We start from the raw sequence: 15,646 nt of genomic DNA, 5'->3' as shown, positions 1-15,646 counted from the left end.
GCGGCGGCCAGGTTCGGGGTGACGGACGGCAGCGCGGGCGCCGTCTACACGCGCACCGGGCGGCCGTTCTTCGACGACATGGCGCCGCTGGTCACGCGGCTGCGCGAGGCGTGCGAGCCGCTCTGGGCCGAGCTCGGCTCGGACTGGGTGGTGCTCGACTGCGAGCTGCTGCCCTGGTCGGCGAAGGCCGGCGAGCTCATCAGATCGCAGTACGCCTCCGTCGGGGCGGCCGCGCGCGCCGCGCTGCCCGAGGCGGTCGCGGCCTTGGAGGCGGCGGCCGGGCGCGGGCTGGATGTGGGCGATCTGCTGCATCGCACCCGCCGCCGCTCCCACAACGCTGCCCTGTTCCGCGAGGCCTATGCGCGTTACTGCTGGCCGGTCGACGGCCTGGAGGGGATCAAGCTGGCGCCGTTCCAGATCCTGGCCTGCGAGGGGCGGGCCACGGCGCTGGAGCCGCACAGCTGGCACCTGTCCACGCTGGCGGTGCTCGACTCGCCGCTGATCACCCGTACCCAGCACGTCTTCGTCACGCTCGACTCGCCGGAGTCCCGGGCGGAGGCGACCGCGTGGTGGGAGTCGCTGACGGCGGCGGGCGGCGAGGGCATGGTGGTCAAGCCCGCCACGTACGCGCCCGGCCGGGTGCAGCCGGGGGTGAAGGTACGCGGGCGCGAATACCTGCGCATCATCTACGGCCCCGACTACACCGAGTCGCTCGACGTGCTGCGCAGGCGCTTCCTGGGCAAGAAGCGCTCGATGGCGCTGCGCGAGTACGCGCTGGGGCTGGAGGCGCTGTCGCGGCTGGCCGAAGGGGAGGCGGGCTGGCGGGTGCACGAGCCGGTCTTCGCCGTGCTGGCACTGGAATCCGAGCCGGTCGACCCGCGGCTTTAACGACATGACCTGCGGGTATGTGTCCCCCACCTCGGGGGAGGACCTGCATGGCTGGCGAGTACACCCATCACGAGCATCTGGGCCACGTCGTGTTCATCACGGCGGCGGCGGCCATCGGAGGGTTCCTGTTCGGATATGACAGCGCCGTCATCAACGGCGCGGTCGTCGGGATCCAGAAGTACTTCCAGGTGGGGCCGGTCCGGACGGGGTTCGTGGTGGCCATCGCGCTGCTCGGGTCCGCCGTGGGTGCCTGGGCGGGCGGCGGGCTGGCCGACCGGCTGGGGCGTACCAGGACGATGCAGGTGGCCGCGCTGCTGTTCGCGATCAGCTCGATCGGGCAGATGCTGCCGTTCGCCCTCTGGGACCTCGCCTTCTGGCGCGTGGTCGCGGGCTTCGCGATCGGCATGGCGTCGGTGATCAGCCCCGCGTACATCGCCGAGGTGGCCCCGCCCGCCTACCGCGGACGGCTGGGCTCGTTCCAGCAGCTGGCCATCGTGCTCGGCATCGCGGTCTCGCAGCTCGTCAACTACCTGATCGTCCAGTTGGCCGGCGGCAACGTGAACAACGACGTATGGGCCCTGCAGGCTTGGCAGTGGATGCTGGGCGCCTGCTTCGTGCCCGCCCTGCTCTACTTGGTGTTCGCCCTGACCATCCCCGAGTCGCCGCGCTACCTGATCATGTCGGGGCGCACCAGGAAAGCGCGCGAGGTGCTGGCCGAGGTCGAGGGCGAGGACGTGGACCTCGACGCCCGCATCGCCGAGATCCAGCACGTGCTGCGTACTCAGCGCGTGCCGACGGTGAAGGATCTGCGCGGGCCGGCGGCCGGGCTGCTGCCGATCGTCTGGATCGGGATCACCCTGTCGGTGTTCCAGCAGTTCGTGGGCATCAACGTGATCTTCTACTACTCGTCCGTGCTGTGGCAGTCGGTCGGCATCAATCAGGCGGACTCGCTGCTGATCAGCTTCTCCAGCTCGATCATCAACATCGTGGGCACGTTCATCGCGATCTCGCTGGTGGACAAGATCGGGCGCAGGCCGCTGCTCCTGATCGGCTCGGTCGGGATGGCGGTCGCGCTGGCCACCGCGTCGTGGGCGTTCAGCGCCGGCCGCGTGGCCGGGAAGTCGGTCACGCTGCCGGACCCCCAGGGGCCGATCGCGCTTGTGGCGGCCAACGTGTTCGTGCTGTTCTTCGCGCTGTCCTGGGGTGTGGTGGTCTGGGTGCTGCTGGGAGAGATGTTCCCGAACCGCATCCGCGCCGCCGCCCTGGGCGTCGCGGCGGGAGCGCAGTGGATCGCCAACTGGGCGATCACGGTGTCGTTCCCGGCGCTGGCGCGGTGGAACCTGCCGGCCACCTACGCCATGTACGCGTTCTTCGCCCTGCTGTCGTTCCTGTTCGTCACCAAGTGGGTGCGGGAGACCAAGGGGCGCAAACTCGAAGACATGGGCTAATCTCCGGCACGTGATTGACGACGTCCTGGCCCCTTCGCTCGACGTGCTGTTCTGCGGCATCAATCCCGGCCTCATGTCCGAGGCCACCGGTCACCACTTCGCCCGCCCCGGCAACCGCTTCTGGCCCGCGCTGCACCTGTCCGGTTTCACGCCGCGCCTCCTGGCGCCTTCCGAGCAGCATCTCCTCCCCTCGTACGGCCTGGGCATCACGAACATCGTCGCCCGCCCCAGCGCCAAGGCGTCGGAGCTGACCAAACAGGAGCTGGCCGAGGGTGGCCTGGCACTGGCGGCGAAAGTGGCGGACGCCGCGCCCAAGGTGCTGGCCGTACTGGGGATCTCGGCCTACCGGACGGCCTTCGCCCGAACCAAGGCCCGCATCGGCCCTCAGGACGAGCTCGTCGGTGGGGCCAGGGTCTGGGTGCTGCCCAATCCCAGCGGGCTGAACGCCCATTGGACCCTGGCCACCATCGCCGGCGAGATGGGCCGGCTGCGCGGCTACTTGCCGACGAAGTCCTGGGTCCAGTAGATCCGGCCCTGGGCGTTCTTGGCGGCGCCGACGCCGATGAGGTTGTACGCGCAGTTCATGATGTTGGCCCGGTGGCCTGGGCTGTTCATCCAGCCTTGGACGACCGAGGCGGCGGTCGGCTGGCCGAAGGCGATGTTCTCGGCGAAGGCCGTCCCTCCGGTGAAGCCGGCCGCCTTGACGCGGTCCAGGACGCTGCGGCCGTCCTTGGAGGTGTGGTCGAAGTACTTCTGCTTCGCCATGTCGCCGGAGTGGCCGAAGGCGGCGGCGTGGAGTTGCGGGTCGTGCTTGAGCGGCTGGCAGCCGCCCTTGGCCCGCTCGGCGTTGGTCAGCCTGAGGACCTCGTTCTCCAGGGCCGTGCCGACCGCTCCTGTGGAGGGGGCCGGGCTGGTGGGCGTGCCGCTGGGGCTGGGAGTGGGCGTGGAGGTGCTGACGGGGGCGCAGGCCAGTCTCACCGCCCGTGACTTGACGGTACGGCCGCGGTAGTCGGTGGCGAATGCGTAGTAGGTGCCCGGCTTGCAGGCGAGCGCCAGGGTGACGCGGCCGTTCCTGGTGGCCCCGCTCTTGACGACGCGGTCGGGGCCGGGGACGGCGCGTTGGATGCGGATGCGCAGCAGCGCCGGACTGTCGCAGCCACGCCGGGTGGCGAACGACGTGATCTTGCCTTTGGTGCTGAGCCGGGGCTTGGCCGCGCTCACGCGGCACGAGGCCTCCGACGACACCGCGGAGCCCTGCGCCGCCGCTGAGCCGGGCGATGCGGCCGAGCCCTGCTGTGCGGCCGAGCTCTGCGCCGCGGTTGAGCCCTGCGTCGCGGCCTCGGCCGCACAGCCAGTCGCGCAGAGCGCCGCCAGGCTCAGGAGCCCGGCGAATACCCCATGGGGTCTACGCATAGGGGGTTTCCTCCAGTTGCGATAGACGCTGGATGGCTAGGCATTCTGTCGGGGTCGAGACCGATTTGTCATCAAATTGGGATATTTGCCACAAGACTCAGGTAAACCAAAGTGATCGTTGAGGCGGCTGTGGCGCCGCCGCGCAGGCCCGGAAACCCCTGCGCCAGCGGGCTTCGCGAGCCACCATCTCGCCTGGAGGTACGCACCGGGCCGGCGCCCGGTTCGGACAGCGAGCATCCCCGCCGAGGTCCGCACGGTGGTACGGGCTCCGGCCCGCTCGGTGCTCTCGTTGAACCGGTTAGCCAGCCCCGGCGGGTACGCATCGCGCCCGTGGGAGCGTTTGCAGGCGCCACGTCTCGAAAGCGTCACGGGCTATTGACGGCACCGATTAGGGAATTTACGGTCACGGTACTTATCCGGTTCAGCAGGCCCCTTGACCGGCCTGCGCCTACTGAAGAGTGATCGATCACCGGTCCCAAGGCGGGGGGCGCTCTTCGCGTCCGGCCTGGGAGCGCTCCCAGGTGGAGTCCGGAGCGCGGCCCGTTCGAGAGCAGCCGGCCCATCGGGGTGTCGACAAGACGTGCGAACCTTCGCGCCGGGCGCGGAGGAAGGAGAGAAGCGATGCGTAACCGGGTTCGGATCATGATTCCGCTCGTGGCGGCGGGCCTGCTCGCCGCGGCCTGCACGGGCGGCGGAGCCACGCCGACCCCGCCGGCCTCCCAGCCGCAGAGCCAGGGCGCGGTGACCAACGCCAACCCTGACTCGCTGCCGCGCAACGAGACGCTCTACACGACCGGCACCCAGTGGGGCCCGCCGGCCAACTTCAACCCCATCAGGGAATGGGACCATGCCACGGGCACCAAGGGCCTGGTGTACGAGACGCTGTTCCACTATGACGCGACCGCGGGCAAGCTGATCCCCTGGCTGGCCGAGAGCGGCTCGTGGGCCGACGACAAGACCTACCAGGCCAAGCTCCGTCAGGGCGTCAAGTGGTCAGACGGTCAGCCTCTGACGGCCAAGGACGTGGTGTTCTCCTTCGAACTCGGCAAGATGGAGACGATCCCGTACCACAACCTGTGGACCTGGCTGAAGAGCGTCGAGGCCGTTGACGACCAGACGGTGAAATTCACCTTCTCCACGGGCAACTACCAGCAGTGGGACTTCAACCTCTTCAACCGGTCGATCGTCCCCGAGCACATCTGGAAGGGCCGTTCGGAGAAGGAGGTGCTCGACGGGACCAACGAGAACCCGGTGGGCACGGGCGCGTACACGTTCATGACCAAGGACCAGGACCGCGTCGTGCTGCAGCGGCGCGACGACTGGTGGGGCAAGGCCGCGCTGAACATGGAGCCCAAGCCGCGCTACATCGTGGACATCGTCACCCCGAGCAACGAGGTCGCGCTCGGCCTGCTGCTGCAGAAGGGCATGGACCTGAGCAACAACTTCCTGCCCGGTGTGGCCAATCTGGTGAAGGGCAACTTCGGCCTGACGACCTACTACAACCAGCCGCCGTACATGTTGTCGGCCAACACCGCGTGGCTGGTGCCCAACAACACCAAGAAGCCGCTGAACGACCCCGCCTTCCGCAAGGCGCTCGCCTCCTCGATCGACGTCAAGAAGATCGTCGAAGGCGTGTACGGCAACCTCGTCAAGGCCGCCAGCCCGACCGGCCTGCTGCCGCAATGGGAGCAGTACGTGGACCAGAACGTGGTGGCCAAGTCCGGGTTCTCCTTCGACGCGGCCAAGGCGAAGAAGATGCTGGCCGACGCCGGTTACAAGGACACCGACGGCGACGGGTACGTCGAGAACAAGGACGGCTCCAAGCTCAACCTGAGCATCATCGTGCCGTCCGGCTGGACGGACTGGATGGAGTCGGCCAGGTCCATCGCCGCCAGCGCCAAGACCGCCGGCATCCAGGTCACCCCGGACTTCCCCGACTTCAACGCCCTGGTGGAGAGGCGCAGCAAGGGCGACTTCGACCTGCTGATCAACAACGAGCGGCAGCTGTCGAACTCGCCGTACACCTACTACGAGTACATCTTCCAGCTCCCGGTCCAGAAACAGCAGAACACCGTCAACTTCGCCCGCTACGACAACAAGCGGGCCTGGGACCTGACCAAGCAGCTCGACCAGGTCAAGACCGACGACGTCGAGGGCATGAAGAAGATCATCTCCCAGCTCCAGCAGATCCACCTGGACGACCTGCCGGTGATCCCGCTCTGGTACAACGGCCTGTGGGCGCAGTCCAGCAACCAGATCTGGAAGAACTGGCCGGCCGCGGAGGGCAGCACGCCCAAGACTCCGGCCGTGATGTGGCACAACTGGTTCGAGCTGGGTGGCTTCGAGACCCTCACGCAGCTTCAGCCCTCCGGCTCCTGACCCCACCGCCCCCCGCGCCGCCGGGAGCGGGGGGCTCTCACGGCTCTCACGGCTCTCACGGAGAAAGCATCACGTGCGTCGATATTTCGGCAGAAAACTGCTCATATATGGGCTGACCTTCTTCGTCGCGGTCACCGTCAACTGGATGATCCCGCGTTTCATGCCGGGAGACCCGGTGGCGAGCATGGTGGCCAGGGCCAACGTCACCCAGCCCGCGGCCGCGGAGGCGATGCGGGCCTACTACACCAACCTCTTCGGCTTCGACCAGCCATTGATCACGCAGTACCTCAACTTCTGGGCCGCGCTGGTCAAGGGCGACTTCGGGATCAGCATCTGGCTGTTCCCCACGCCGGTCAGCACCGTGATCACGGCCGCGGTGCCGTACACGCTGGGGTTGATCATCCCGTCGGTGCTGCTGAGCTGGGTGGTGGGCAACCAGTTCGGCGCGTACGCCGCCCGGCGCAAGCTCCTCGACAACACCGTGCTCCCGGTCGGGTACGTCCTGACCGCGATGCCGTACATGTGGCTGGCCGTGCTCCTGGCCTGGGCGCTCGGCGTGATCGCGGGCCTGTTCCCGGTGGCGGGCGGCTACAGCTTCTCGATGCGGCCCAACTGGTCGTGGACGTTCCTGCTCGACCTGCTGCACCACTGGACGCTGCCGTTCCTGTCCCTCTTCCTGGTGGCGCTGGGCGGCTGGGCCATCGGCATGCGCAACATGATCATCTATGAGCTGGAGTCCGACTACTCCAATTACCTGGCCGCGCTCGGCGCGCCGGCCCGGCTCATCCGCAGGTACGCCTTCCGCAACGCCGTCCTGCCCCAGATCACCGGCCTGGCCCTGCAGCTCGGCGTGATCGTGGCCGGAGCCCTGGTCACCGAGATCGTCTTCGCCTATCCGGGCCTGGGCAGCCTGATTCTCAACGCCATCAAGAACAAGGACTTCTTCCTGCTTCAGGGCACGTTCCTGTTCATCGTGCTCGGCGTGCTGATCGCCAACTTCATCATCGACATCGTCTACGTCGTGGTCGATCCGCGTACCAGGGCGGGAATGGCGGGTGCGCAGGCATGACGGCACTCCAGGAAGTCGCCCCGCGCGAGCGCGCCGGGATCCGGCGCGAAGCGCTCTACTTCGCGGTCCGCAACGGCAAGCTGATGTTCGGCTTCGGCCTCGTGCTCGTGCTGCTCGTGCTGGGCCTGATCGGGCCGGTGCTGGCCGGCGGCACGCCCAACGAGTACGGCCCCCGCCCCATGAGCCCGCCCTCGGCCGAGAACTGGTTGGGCACCACCACGTTCGGCCAGGACATCTTCCTCCAGTTCGTGTACGGCCTGCGCAGCACCTTCGCCGTGGGCGTGGTCGGCGGCGGCATCGCGGCGGCCATCGGCATGCTCGTCGGCTTCGTGGCCGGTTACCGCGGCGGCATCGTCGACGAGGTGCTCAACATGCTGACCAACGTCATCCTGGTCATCCCCACGCTGGCCGTGCTGCTGATCATCAACGCGTATCTGGGCATCAGGAGCGTGGCCGTGCAGGGCCTGTTCATCGGCCTGACGCAGTGGCCGTGGGCGGCGCGGGCGATCAGGGCGCAGACGTTCTCGCTGCGTACCCGCGAGTTCGTGGACCTGGCGCGGATGAGCGGCGCGGGCACCTGGAAGATCATCACCAGGGAGATCGCGCCGAACATGAGCTCCTACCTGTTCATGACGTTCATCCTGCTGTTCGGCGGCGCGATCCTCATCGCCTCCTCGCTCGACTTCATCGGCCTCGGCCCCACCGAGGGCGTCTCGCTCGGCCTGATGTTGCAGAACGCCAACCAGTGGAGCGCGCTCCAGCTCGGCATGTGGTGGTGGTTCGTGCCCCCGGGAGCGGCCATCACCGCCATCGTGGGCGCCCTGTACGTGGCCAACGTCGGCCTCGACGAGGTCTTCAACCCGAAACTGAGGGAGACATGAGCCTGCAGGTCAGCGAGCTGAGGGTCTACTACCGCACGCTCAGGGGCGAGGTCCAGGCCCTCGACGGCATGTCCTTCGAGCTGTCGGACGGCGAGATCCTCGGCCTGGTCGGCGAGTCCGGGTGCGGCAAGAGCACGCTCGGCAAGAGCCTCATCCGCATGGACGGCCGCATGCGCCACGTCGGCGGCCGGGTCGTGCTCGACGGCCGGGAGCTGCCCATCGCCGACGACCGCCAGATGGCCGACTTCCGCTTCAAGGAGGTCTCCCTCATCCCGCAGTACGCCATGAGCGCGCTCAACCCCACCCGCAAGATCCGCAAGATGGTCGGCGAGCTGCTCAAGTCCAGGGGCGCGGCCCTGGACGCCGCCGAGCTGGAGCGCCGGATGGACCAGGTCGGCCTGCCCCGCGAGGTGCTCGACCGCTACCCGATCGAGTTGTCCGGCGGCATGAAACAGCGCATGGTGATGGTCATCTCCACGCTGCTCGACCCGTCCCTGCTGATCGCCGACGAGGTCACCTCCGCGCTCGATGTCTCCACCCAGAAGGCCGTCGCCCGCGCCCTGCTCGGCTTCCGCGAGAGCGGCTACGTCAAGAGCATGATCTTCGTCACCCACGACATCGCGCTCACCCACCACATCGCCGACACGATCATGGTCATGTACGCGGGCAAGCTCGCCGAGAAGGCCCCCGCCGACGTGATCGTCAAGGCGCCCCGCCACCCGTACACGAGGCTGCTTCTCGACTCCCTGCCCGAGGTCGGCGTCCGCTACGCCGACCGCAGGCTGGCGGGCATCGCCGGCAGCCCGCCCTCCCTGCTGGACCCACCTGCCGGCTGCCGCTTCCGCGACCGCTGCCCGCTCGCCGGAGACGAGTGCGCCGAGGAACCGCCGGTAGTCGAACTCGCCCCCGACCACCACGTCGCCTGCTGGAAGGCCTGATGCTGAAACTCGACGAGGTCACCAAGGAATTCAGGATCGGCGCCTTCGGCGGCAGGAGCGTCACGGCCGTCAGGAACGTGAGCTTCGAGGTCGTGCCCGGCGAGGTCGTCTCCCTGATCGGTGAGAGCGGCAGCGGCAAGAGCACGATCGGCCGGATGATCCTGGGCCTGAACCCGGTCACCAGCGGCTCGATCACCTTCGACGGGCGGCCCGTCCAGGCCGGCAAGGACTATTACCGCCACATCCAGGGCATCTTCCAGGACCCGTTCAGCTCGTTCAACCCGGTGTTCAAGGCCGACCGGGTGTTCGCCATGATCAAGGAGGCGTACTACCCGGCCGTCCCCGAGCCCGAGTGGGCCGAGCGGGTCGCCGCGTCCCTGCGCGATGTGCGGCTCAACCCCGACCAGGTGCTCGGCAAGTACCCCCACCAGCTCAGCGGCGGCCAGCTCCAGCGCCTGCTCATCGCCCGCGCGCTGCTGCTGGACATCAAGCTGCTGGTGGCCGACGAGATCACCAGCATGCTGGACGCCTCCACCCGGATCGACGTGCTCAACCTGCTGGCAGAGCTGAAGGCCAGGGGGCTCGGCGTGCTCTACATCACGCACGACCTGTCCCTCGGCAACTACCTCGCCGAGCGCACGGTGGTGCTGCGCCGGGGGAGCGTGGTCGAGATGGGCCTGACGGACAAGGTCTTCGGCGATCCGCTGCACCCGTACACGCGCGAGCTGCTGTCGGCCGTGCCGCGCCTGCACCAGGGCTGGGACGACGCCGCGCCCGTGGACACCTGCCTGTACCACGGGCGGGGTGCCACCGGGGGACTGCTGGAGGCCGAGCCCGGCCATTTCGTGGCGTGCGCGCAGTTGGAGACCTGCTGAGGAGGCGAGGCGGTCAGACCCTGAACTCCTCGGTGCGGTGCGCGTAGGCCGGCACCGCGGCCCGCATCTCGTCGGTGACCAGCGGCGGCGGCAGCGGCACGATCTCCCGCTCGTGGAAGCCGAGCACGTCCTCACCGGCGGCGAACAGCTCCTGGACCGCCCGCAGGCACGGCCCGACCACCCCGGGATCGATGATCCGCCGGCCGCCCATGCCCCCGCCGTACTGGTCGTACAGCACTTCGTACATCAAGGACGGAGAGAAGATCACCAGCTCCGGCAGCGGGTCGAAGTCCGCCACCCGGTCGCCCCGGACGACCCGGCACGGCGAGCCGGCCCGGTCGCGCAGCGCCAGGACGTGCATCTCCCACTGCAGGTACGCGCTGATCGGGAACTCCACCACCCGCACGCGCCTGACCGGGACGCGGTGGCGGAAATAGTCGGCCACGGGCGCCGCCATGCGGTCGGCCAGGGCCAGCGACCGCTCCCAGTCGCCGTCCATCATGGCCCGCCAGCTCGCCACGTCGGGTTCGTAGAAGTGCTGGGCCCTCTCCAGCTTCCACATCGGCTCGGCACAGGCCGCGTGGTCGTGGTCGAAACGGGCTTGGTACTCCGGCACGTCCAGGAAGAGGCCGTCGGCGTGGGCGACGGCGGCGAACGGATTGGGGCGGCGGGCCGGAGTGCCCTGCTCGGTCATGGGCGTCCCTTCGACTCTGAAGATCCGCCCCGATAATGAAGTGAGGCCCTGACCGGGTCAAGGCCCAAAACCATCCGGGCGCCCGCCCTCAGCGGCGGTGGTGGAAACGCCGGTGGACCAGGCTGAACAGCATGACGCCCAGCCACACAACGAACAGCACCTTGAAGATCCCGAACCCGCCGAAGATCAGCCCCAGCATCATGAACACGAACAGCACGGGCAGGATCGGGTGCGGCCCCCGGTGTTGCCGCCACGGATGGCCTTGGTGGCGCCACTGCCGGCGCATCTCACGCTGTGCCTGGTGCATCGACCGCATCTGCTGCCGGTGCGCGGTCATCGCCTCCCGCCAGCCGTCCATGTCGTACTGGGGGACGGGCTCGCGGTAGCCGGGCGCCGCCTGCCGCGGCCCCGGCAGGTCGGCCGTCACCTTCGCGAGGTCGCGGGCCGTCTTCGAGGCCAGCGCCTGGTCGAGTCGCTCGTCGAGCTCCTCGTGGGTCAGGCGGCCCTGCGCGAAGTGCTCGCGCAGGGCGGCCATCGTCTGCTCACGCTCGGCGTCGCCGATGCGGAGTTCGTTCGGATCCATGCCCAAGCCCTCCACGAAGGTGTTGTTCACTCCTCGCCCGGTTCGCCGTCGGCCAGGATCTGGTAGAGCTTGCGCCGGGTCTCAACAAGAGTCTTACGCGCTTCGCGGATTTGTGCGTCGTTCCCGGTCTGGAGAATTTGCATCATGGCGAAGGCGGACTGCCGGGCGATGTGCCAGAGATCGGCGGTGTTGTCGTCGATGTCCGGCCGCATCTCGTCCCACGGAGCCCGGACCTCGTCCGCGTGTGCCTCGATGTAGTTGCGCCCTTCCTCGGTGAGGCGGAAGGTCTTGCGACCCTCGCTCTCCTCCGAGATCACCAGGCCCTCGTCGGTGAGCTGCTGCAACGCCGGGTAGACGGCGCCGGGGCTGGGCTTCCAGCCGCCCTCGCTGCGCTCGGCGATCTCCTGGATGATCTGGTAGCCGTTGCGCGGTTCCTCGGAGAGCAGGGCCAGGATCGCGGCGCGCACATCGCCCCGCTTGGCCTTGCGGCCCCTGCCCCAGCCGCGCGGGCCGCCGCCCCACGGCCCGCCGGGACCGCCCCATGGGCCGCGCCCCCAGTCGAACGGGAACGGGCCGGGGCCGCGCCTGCCGCGCTGCCGGTGCTCGTGATGTTCGTGATGTTCGTGATGGTGGCGGCGACCCTCTCCGAAGGCCTCGGACATGGTCCTGAACGCCTCGCGGGCTGCTTGCCTGGCCTCTCGGGCCGCCTGCCGGTACTCGTGCGCGCCGGGCCAGTGCCCGCCTGCTGCTTGTGCGGAAGTCATTCTTTCCCCCTATATCGTGATCTGTTCTCGATGCGTCAACGATATATCGATAGTATGTCGTTCGCAAGCCAGGGGATGGAGTGAGCTACATCACGAAAAAGTTGCGGAATCCGGGAACAGGATCGGGGAGGGGCTCGTTATTCACAGCAGACGAGGTCGTTCCGCGTCGGCAGGGCTGGGGGGTGCTGTCGCCGCGGAGACGACCTCGTCTGCGTTTGCGGAACATTGTCCGGATGATTCGGGATCACGGACCCAGGTGCCCGGGACCGTCCCACGTCGGACCGCCGCCGTCCGCAACCACGTCTCCAATACCTTCGCAAAGTCACGCGTCGCGGACAGGGCTCAGGTCATCGTGAAGGCGCGCCAGGCGGGTCTCGGCGCGTAAAGGGATTCTTTGCCGTACAGTCCGGATCATGATGGGGCACACGCACGCGATGACTGGGGCCATCGCCTGGCTGGGGCTGGCGCCGCCTCTCGCCGCACTTCCACTGGTGAACGAATCCTCCCGGTTCATCGACACCGGAATCATGGCGAGTGCGCTCAGCCCGGCCGAGCTGATCGCCGGAGCGATCATCTGTGCCGGGGCCGCGATGCTGCCCGACCTCGACCATCCGAGCGCGACGATCGCGCAGACGTTCGGGCCGGTCACGTGGGTGCTCAGCAAGGCCGTGTCCTGGATCAGCGGCGGGCACCGTGGAGCGACCCACTCGCTGGCGTTCGCGGTGGCGCTCGGGTTCGGGACGCACTGGCTGGCCAACACCTATCCCATCGGGCGTGACATCGTGGTCGTGCTGCTCATCGGCCTGGCCCTGCGGGCGATCGGCGTCGGCATCCCCGGGAACAAGGTGGGCTCCGCGCTGATCAACATCGGGCTGACCGCCGGGCTGTACGCCGTCTTCCTCTCGCTGCAGGTGGGTTACGCCTGGCTGGGGCTGGCGGTGGGGGTCGGCTGCCTCATCCATGTGGTGGGCGACTGCATGACCGAGCGGGGTTGTCCGGTGTTGTGGCCGCTGGGGGCCAAGTTCGTGTTGCCGTGGAAGATCGGCATCAAGACGGGCAAGAAGTTCGAGCAGAAGATCCTGGCTCCGATCCTGTCCGTGGCCATCGTCGGGCTGCTGTTCTGGCGGCTGGTACCCGCTTAACTTGATGTCGAGATATCCTAGAGATATCTTGACGTCGAGATATCCGCCGCGGTGCTCGCGACTTAGGGTCACCTAACGTGTTTCCCGATCGAAGAGTGCGGCAGGATTTGGTCTGAGAAAATGTCTGATGGAGGAGGCGAATCACCGTGTCCGCGAACAGCTTCGGCAGCCGTGACACGCTACGCGTCGGTGACGCGTCATATGAGATTTTCCGGCTGGATGCCGTCGAGGGCGCCGCACGCCTCCCGTACAGCCTGAAGATCCTGCTGGAAAACCTCCTCCGCACCGAGGACGGCGCGAACATCACCGCCGACCACATCCGTGCGCTGGGCGGCTGGGACCCGAACGCGAAGCCGAGCGTGGAGATCCAGTTCACGCCCGCGCGCGTGATCATGCAGGACTTCACCGGCGTGCCCTGCGTGGTCGACCTCGCCACCATGCGCGAGGCCGTGCGCGACCTGGGTGGCGACCCGGACCGCATCAACCCGCTCGCGCCGGCCGAGATGGTCATCGACCACTCGGTCATCGTCGACTACTTCGGTCACCCCGACGCCTTCCAGCGCAACGTCGAGCGTGAGTACGAGCGCAACCGCGAGCGCTACCAGTTCCTGCGCTGGGGCCAGACGGCCTTCGACGAGTTCAAGGTCGTCCCGCCCGGCACCGGCATCGTGCACCAGGTCAACATCGAGCACCTGGCCCGCGTGGTCATGACCCGCGACGGCAAGGCGTACCCCGACACCTGCGTCGGCACCGACTCCCACACCACCATGGAGAACGGCATCGGCGTCCTGGGCTGGGGCGTCGGCGGCATCGAGGCCGAAGCCGCGATGCTCGGCCAGCCGATCTCCATGCTCATCCCGCGCGTCGTCGGCTTCAAGCTCAGCGGCAAGCTGCCCGCCGGGGCCACCGCCACCGACCTGGTGCTGACGATCACCGAGATCCTGCGCAAGCACGGCGTGGTCGGCAAGTTCGTGGAGTTCTACGGCGAGGGCGTCTCGTCGGTGCCGCTGGCCGACCGGGCCACGATCGGCAACATGAGCCCCGAGTTCGGCTCCACCTGCGCGATCTTCCCGATCGACGGCCAGACCATCGACTACCTGCGGCTGACCGGGCGCTCCGAGGAGCAGATCGCGCTCGTCGAGAGTTACGCCAAGACCCAGGGCCTGTGGCTCGACCCGTCCGCGCCCGAGCCGGTCTTCTCCGAGTACATCGAGCTCGACCTCGGCACCGTCGTTCCGTCGATCGCCGGACCGAAGCGCCCGCAGGACCGCATCGCGCTGTCGGCCGCCAAGGCCACCTGGCGCCACGACGTCCAGAACTACGTGGTAGACGACATCGACGAGGCCGGCGAGGAGACCTTCCCGGCCTCCGACGCGCCCGCCTCCAACGCCACCGCCAACGGCGGCCGGCCGCACAAGCCGGTGCCCGTCACGCTGGCCGACGGCACCTCGTTCGAGATCGACCACGGCATCGTCTCGATCGCCGCGATCACCTCGTGCACCAACACCTCCAACCCGTACGTCATGCTCGGCGCGGCGCTGCTGGCCCGCAACGCGGTCGACAAGGGCCTGACCCGCAAGCCGTGGGTCAAGACCTCGCTGGCCCCCGGCTCGCAGGTGGTCACCGGCTACTTCGAGCGCTCGGGGCTGCAGCCGTACCTCGACAAGATCGGCTTCAACCTCGTCGGCTACGGCTGCACCACCTGCATCGGCAACTCGGGCCCGCTGCCGGCGGAGATCTCCGAGGCCGTCCAGGCCAACGACCTCGCGGTCACGGCCGTGCTGTCGGGCAACCGCAACTTCGAGGGCCGCATCAACCCCGACGTCAAGATGAACTACCTGGCCTCGCCGCCGCTCGTGGTGGCGTACGCGCTGGCCGGGACCATGGACATCGACCTCGACACCGAGCCGCTCGGCCTCGGCGGCGACGGCAAGCCGGTCTACCTGAAGGACATCTGGCCGTCGCCGGAGGAGATCTCGGCGGTGGTCAACTCCTCCATCGGCCGTGACATGTTCGAGCGCGACTACGCCGACGTGTTCAAGGGCGACGACCACTGGCGTTCGCTGCCGATCCCGACGGGTAACACGTTCGAGTGGGACCCGGACTCGACGTACGTGCGTAAGGCCCCGTACTTCGACGGCATGCCGTCCAAGCCCGAGCCCGTCACCGACATCACCGGCGCCCGCGTGCTGGTCAAGGTCGGCGACTCGGTCACCACCGACCACATCTCGCCGGCCGGTTCCATCAAGGTCGGCACCCCGGCCGCGCAATACCTGCAGGGCAACGGCGTCGAGGTGAAGGACTTCAACTCCTACGGCTCGCGGCGCGGCAACCACGAGGTGATGATCAGGGGCACGTTCGCCAACATCCGCCTGCGCAACCAGATCGCGCCGGGCACCGAGGGCGGCTACACCCGCGACTTCACCCAGCCCGACGGGCCGGTGTCGTTCATCTACGACGCCTCGGTCAACTACGCCGCGGCAGAGACGCCGCTGGTGGTGCTGGCGGGCAAGGAATACGGCTCCGGCTCCTCGCGCGACTGGGCGGCCAAGGGCACGGCGCTGCTCGGCGT

Annotated in this window: 13 protein-coding genes and 1 pseudogene; 10 read left to right on the top strand and 4 right to left on the bottom strand. The window is 68.3% G+C overall.

Annotated features, from left to right (window positions below):
- From AB0J09_RS34090 to mug, 3 genes and pseudogenes are all read left to right on the top strand, one after another.
- A pseudogene (locus AB0J09_RS34090) lies at window positions 1-888 on the top strand (polynucleotide kinase-phosphatase); the annotation flags it as partial.
- A gap of 47 nt (window positions 889-935) precedes the next feature.
- Window positions 936-2,336: a sugar porter family MFS transporter gene (locus tag AB0J09_RS34085; RefSeq protein WP_360699864.1), complete on the top strand. Its 1,401-nt coding sequence runs from the start codon at window positions 936-938 to the stop codon at window positions 2,334-2,336.
- Between the two features lie 10 nt (window positions 2,337-2,346).
- Window positions 2,347-2,862 carry a G/U mismatch-specific DNA glycosylase gene (gene mug / locus AB0J09_RS34080; RefSeq protein WP_360699861.1) on the top strand — a complete coding sequence of 172 codons (516 nt, stop codon included), beginning with the start codon at window positions 2,347-2,349 and terminating at the stop codon, window positions 2,860-2,862.
- Here the strand turns inward: mug and AB0J09_RS34075 are convergent.
- Window positions 2,832-3,749 (bottom strand): CAP domain-containing protein, encoded by a 918-nt coding sequence (locus AB0J09_RS34075; RefSeq protein WP_360699857.1) that lies wholly within the window; start codon window positions 3,747-3,749, stop codon window positions 2,832-2,834. The genes mug and AB0J09_RS34075 overlap by 31 nt on opposite strands.
- A 621-nt stretch (window positions 3,750-4,370) precedes the next feature.
- Between AB0J09_RS34075 and AB0J09_RS34070 the strand changes: the two genes are divergently transcribed.
- From AB0J09_RS34070 to AB0J09_RS34050, 5 genes are all read left to right on the top strand, one after another.
- Entirely contained in the window at window positions 4,371-6,128 is a 1,758-nt protein-coding gene (locus AB0J09_RS34070; RefSeq protein ID WP_360699854.1) for an ABC transporter substrate-binding protein, read from the top strand.
- Window positions 6,129-6,201: 73 nt separating this feature from the next.
- Window positions 6,202-7,197 (top strand): ABC transporter permease, encoded by a 996-nt coding sequence (locus AB0J09_RS34065; RefSeq protein WP_360699851.1) that lies wholly within the window; start codon window positions 6,202-6,204, stop codon window positions 7,195-7,197.
- Window positions 7,194-8,078 carry an ABC transporter permease gene (locus AB0J09_RS34060; protein ID WP_360699848.1) on the top strand — a complete coding sequence of 295 codons (885 nt, stop codon included), beginning with the start codon at window positions 7,194-7,196 and terminating at the stop codon, window positions 8,076-8,078. Before AB0J09_RS34065 ends, AB0J09_RS34060 begins: the two co-directional genes overlap by 4 nt.
- Window positions 8,075-9,016 (top strand): ABC transporter ATP-binding protein, encoded by a 942-nt coding sequence (locus tag AB0J09_RS34055; RefSeq protein WP_360699845.1) that lies wholly within the window; start codon window positions 8,075-8,077, stop codon window positions 9,014-9,016. Before AB0J09_RS34060 ends, AB0J09_RS34055 begins: the two co-directional genes overlap by 4 nt.
- Window positions 9,016-9,891 (top strand): ATP-binding cassette domain-containing protein, encoded by an 876-nt coding sequence (locus AB0J09_RS34050; protein ID WP_360699842.1) that lies wholly within the window; start codon window positions 9,016-9,018, stop codon window positions 9,889-9,891. The genes AB0J09_RS34055 and AB0J09_RS34050 overlap by 1 nt, the downstream gene beginning before the upstream one ends.
- Window positions 9,892-9,904: 13 nt before the next feature.
- Here the strand turns inward: AB0J09_RS34050 and AB0J09_RS34045 are convergent, their stop codons facing one another.
- The 3 genes from AB0J09_RS34045 to AB0J09_RS34035 form a co-directional block, all read right to left on the bottom strand.
- Window positions 9,905-10,585: a DUF6879 family protein gene (locus tag AB0J09_RS34045; RefSeq protein WP_360699839.1), complete on the bottom strand. Its 681-nt coding sequence runs from the start codon at window positions 10,583-10,585 to the stop codon at window positions 9,905-9,907.
- Between the two features lie 88 nt (window positions 10,586-10,673).
- Window positions 10,674-11,168, bottom strand: a complete 495-nt coding sequence (locus AB0J09_RS34040) for a DUF1707 domain-containing protein (protein ID WP_360699836.1) — start codon at window positions 11,166-11,168, stop codon at window positions 10,674-10,676.
- A 26-nt stretch (window positions 11,169-11,194) separates the two neighbouring features.
- Window positions 11,195-11,932, bottom strand: a complete 738-nt coding sequence (locus tag AB0J09_RS34035) for a PadR family transcriptional regulator (RefSeq protein WP_360699833.1) — start codon at window positions 11,930-11,932, stop codon at window positions 11,195-11,197.
- A 413-nt stretch (window positions 11,933-12,345) separates the two neighbouring features.
- Between AB0J09_RS34035 and AB0J09_RS34030 the strand changes: the two genes are divergently transcribed.
- Window positions 12,346-13,074, top strand: a complete 729-nt coding sequence (locus tag AB0J09_RS34030) for a metal-dependent hydrolase (protein ID WP_360699830.1) — start codon at window positions 12,346-12,348, stop codon at window positions 13,072-13,074.
- 146 nt (window positions 13,075-13,220) lie between these two features.
- Window positions 13,221-15,646 (top strand): aconitate hydratase AcnA (acnA, locus tag AB0J09_RS34025; protein WP_360699827.1); only part of this gene is annotated, 2,426 nt, incomplete at its 3' end.

Origin of the sequence: Nonomuraea sp. NPDC049784 (assembly GCF_040659615.1) — a bacterium.
GTDB lineage: Bacteria > Actinomycetota > Actinomycetes > Streptosporangiales > Streptosporangiaceae > Nonomuraea.
Note: the sequence above shows the minus strand (reverse complement) of the source record. Positions and strands in the feature narration are given on the sequence as shown.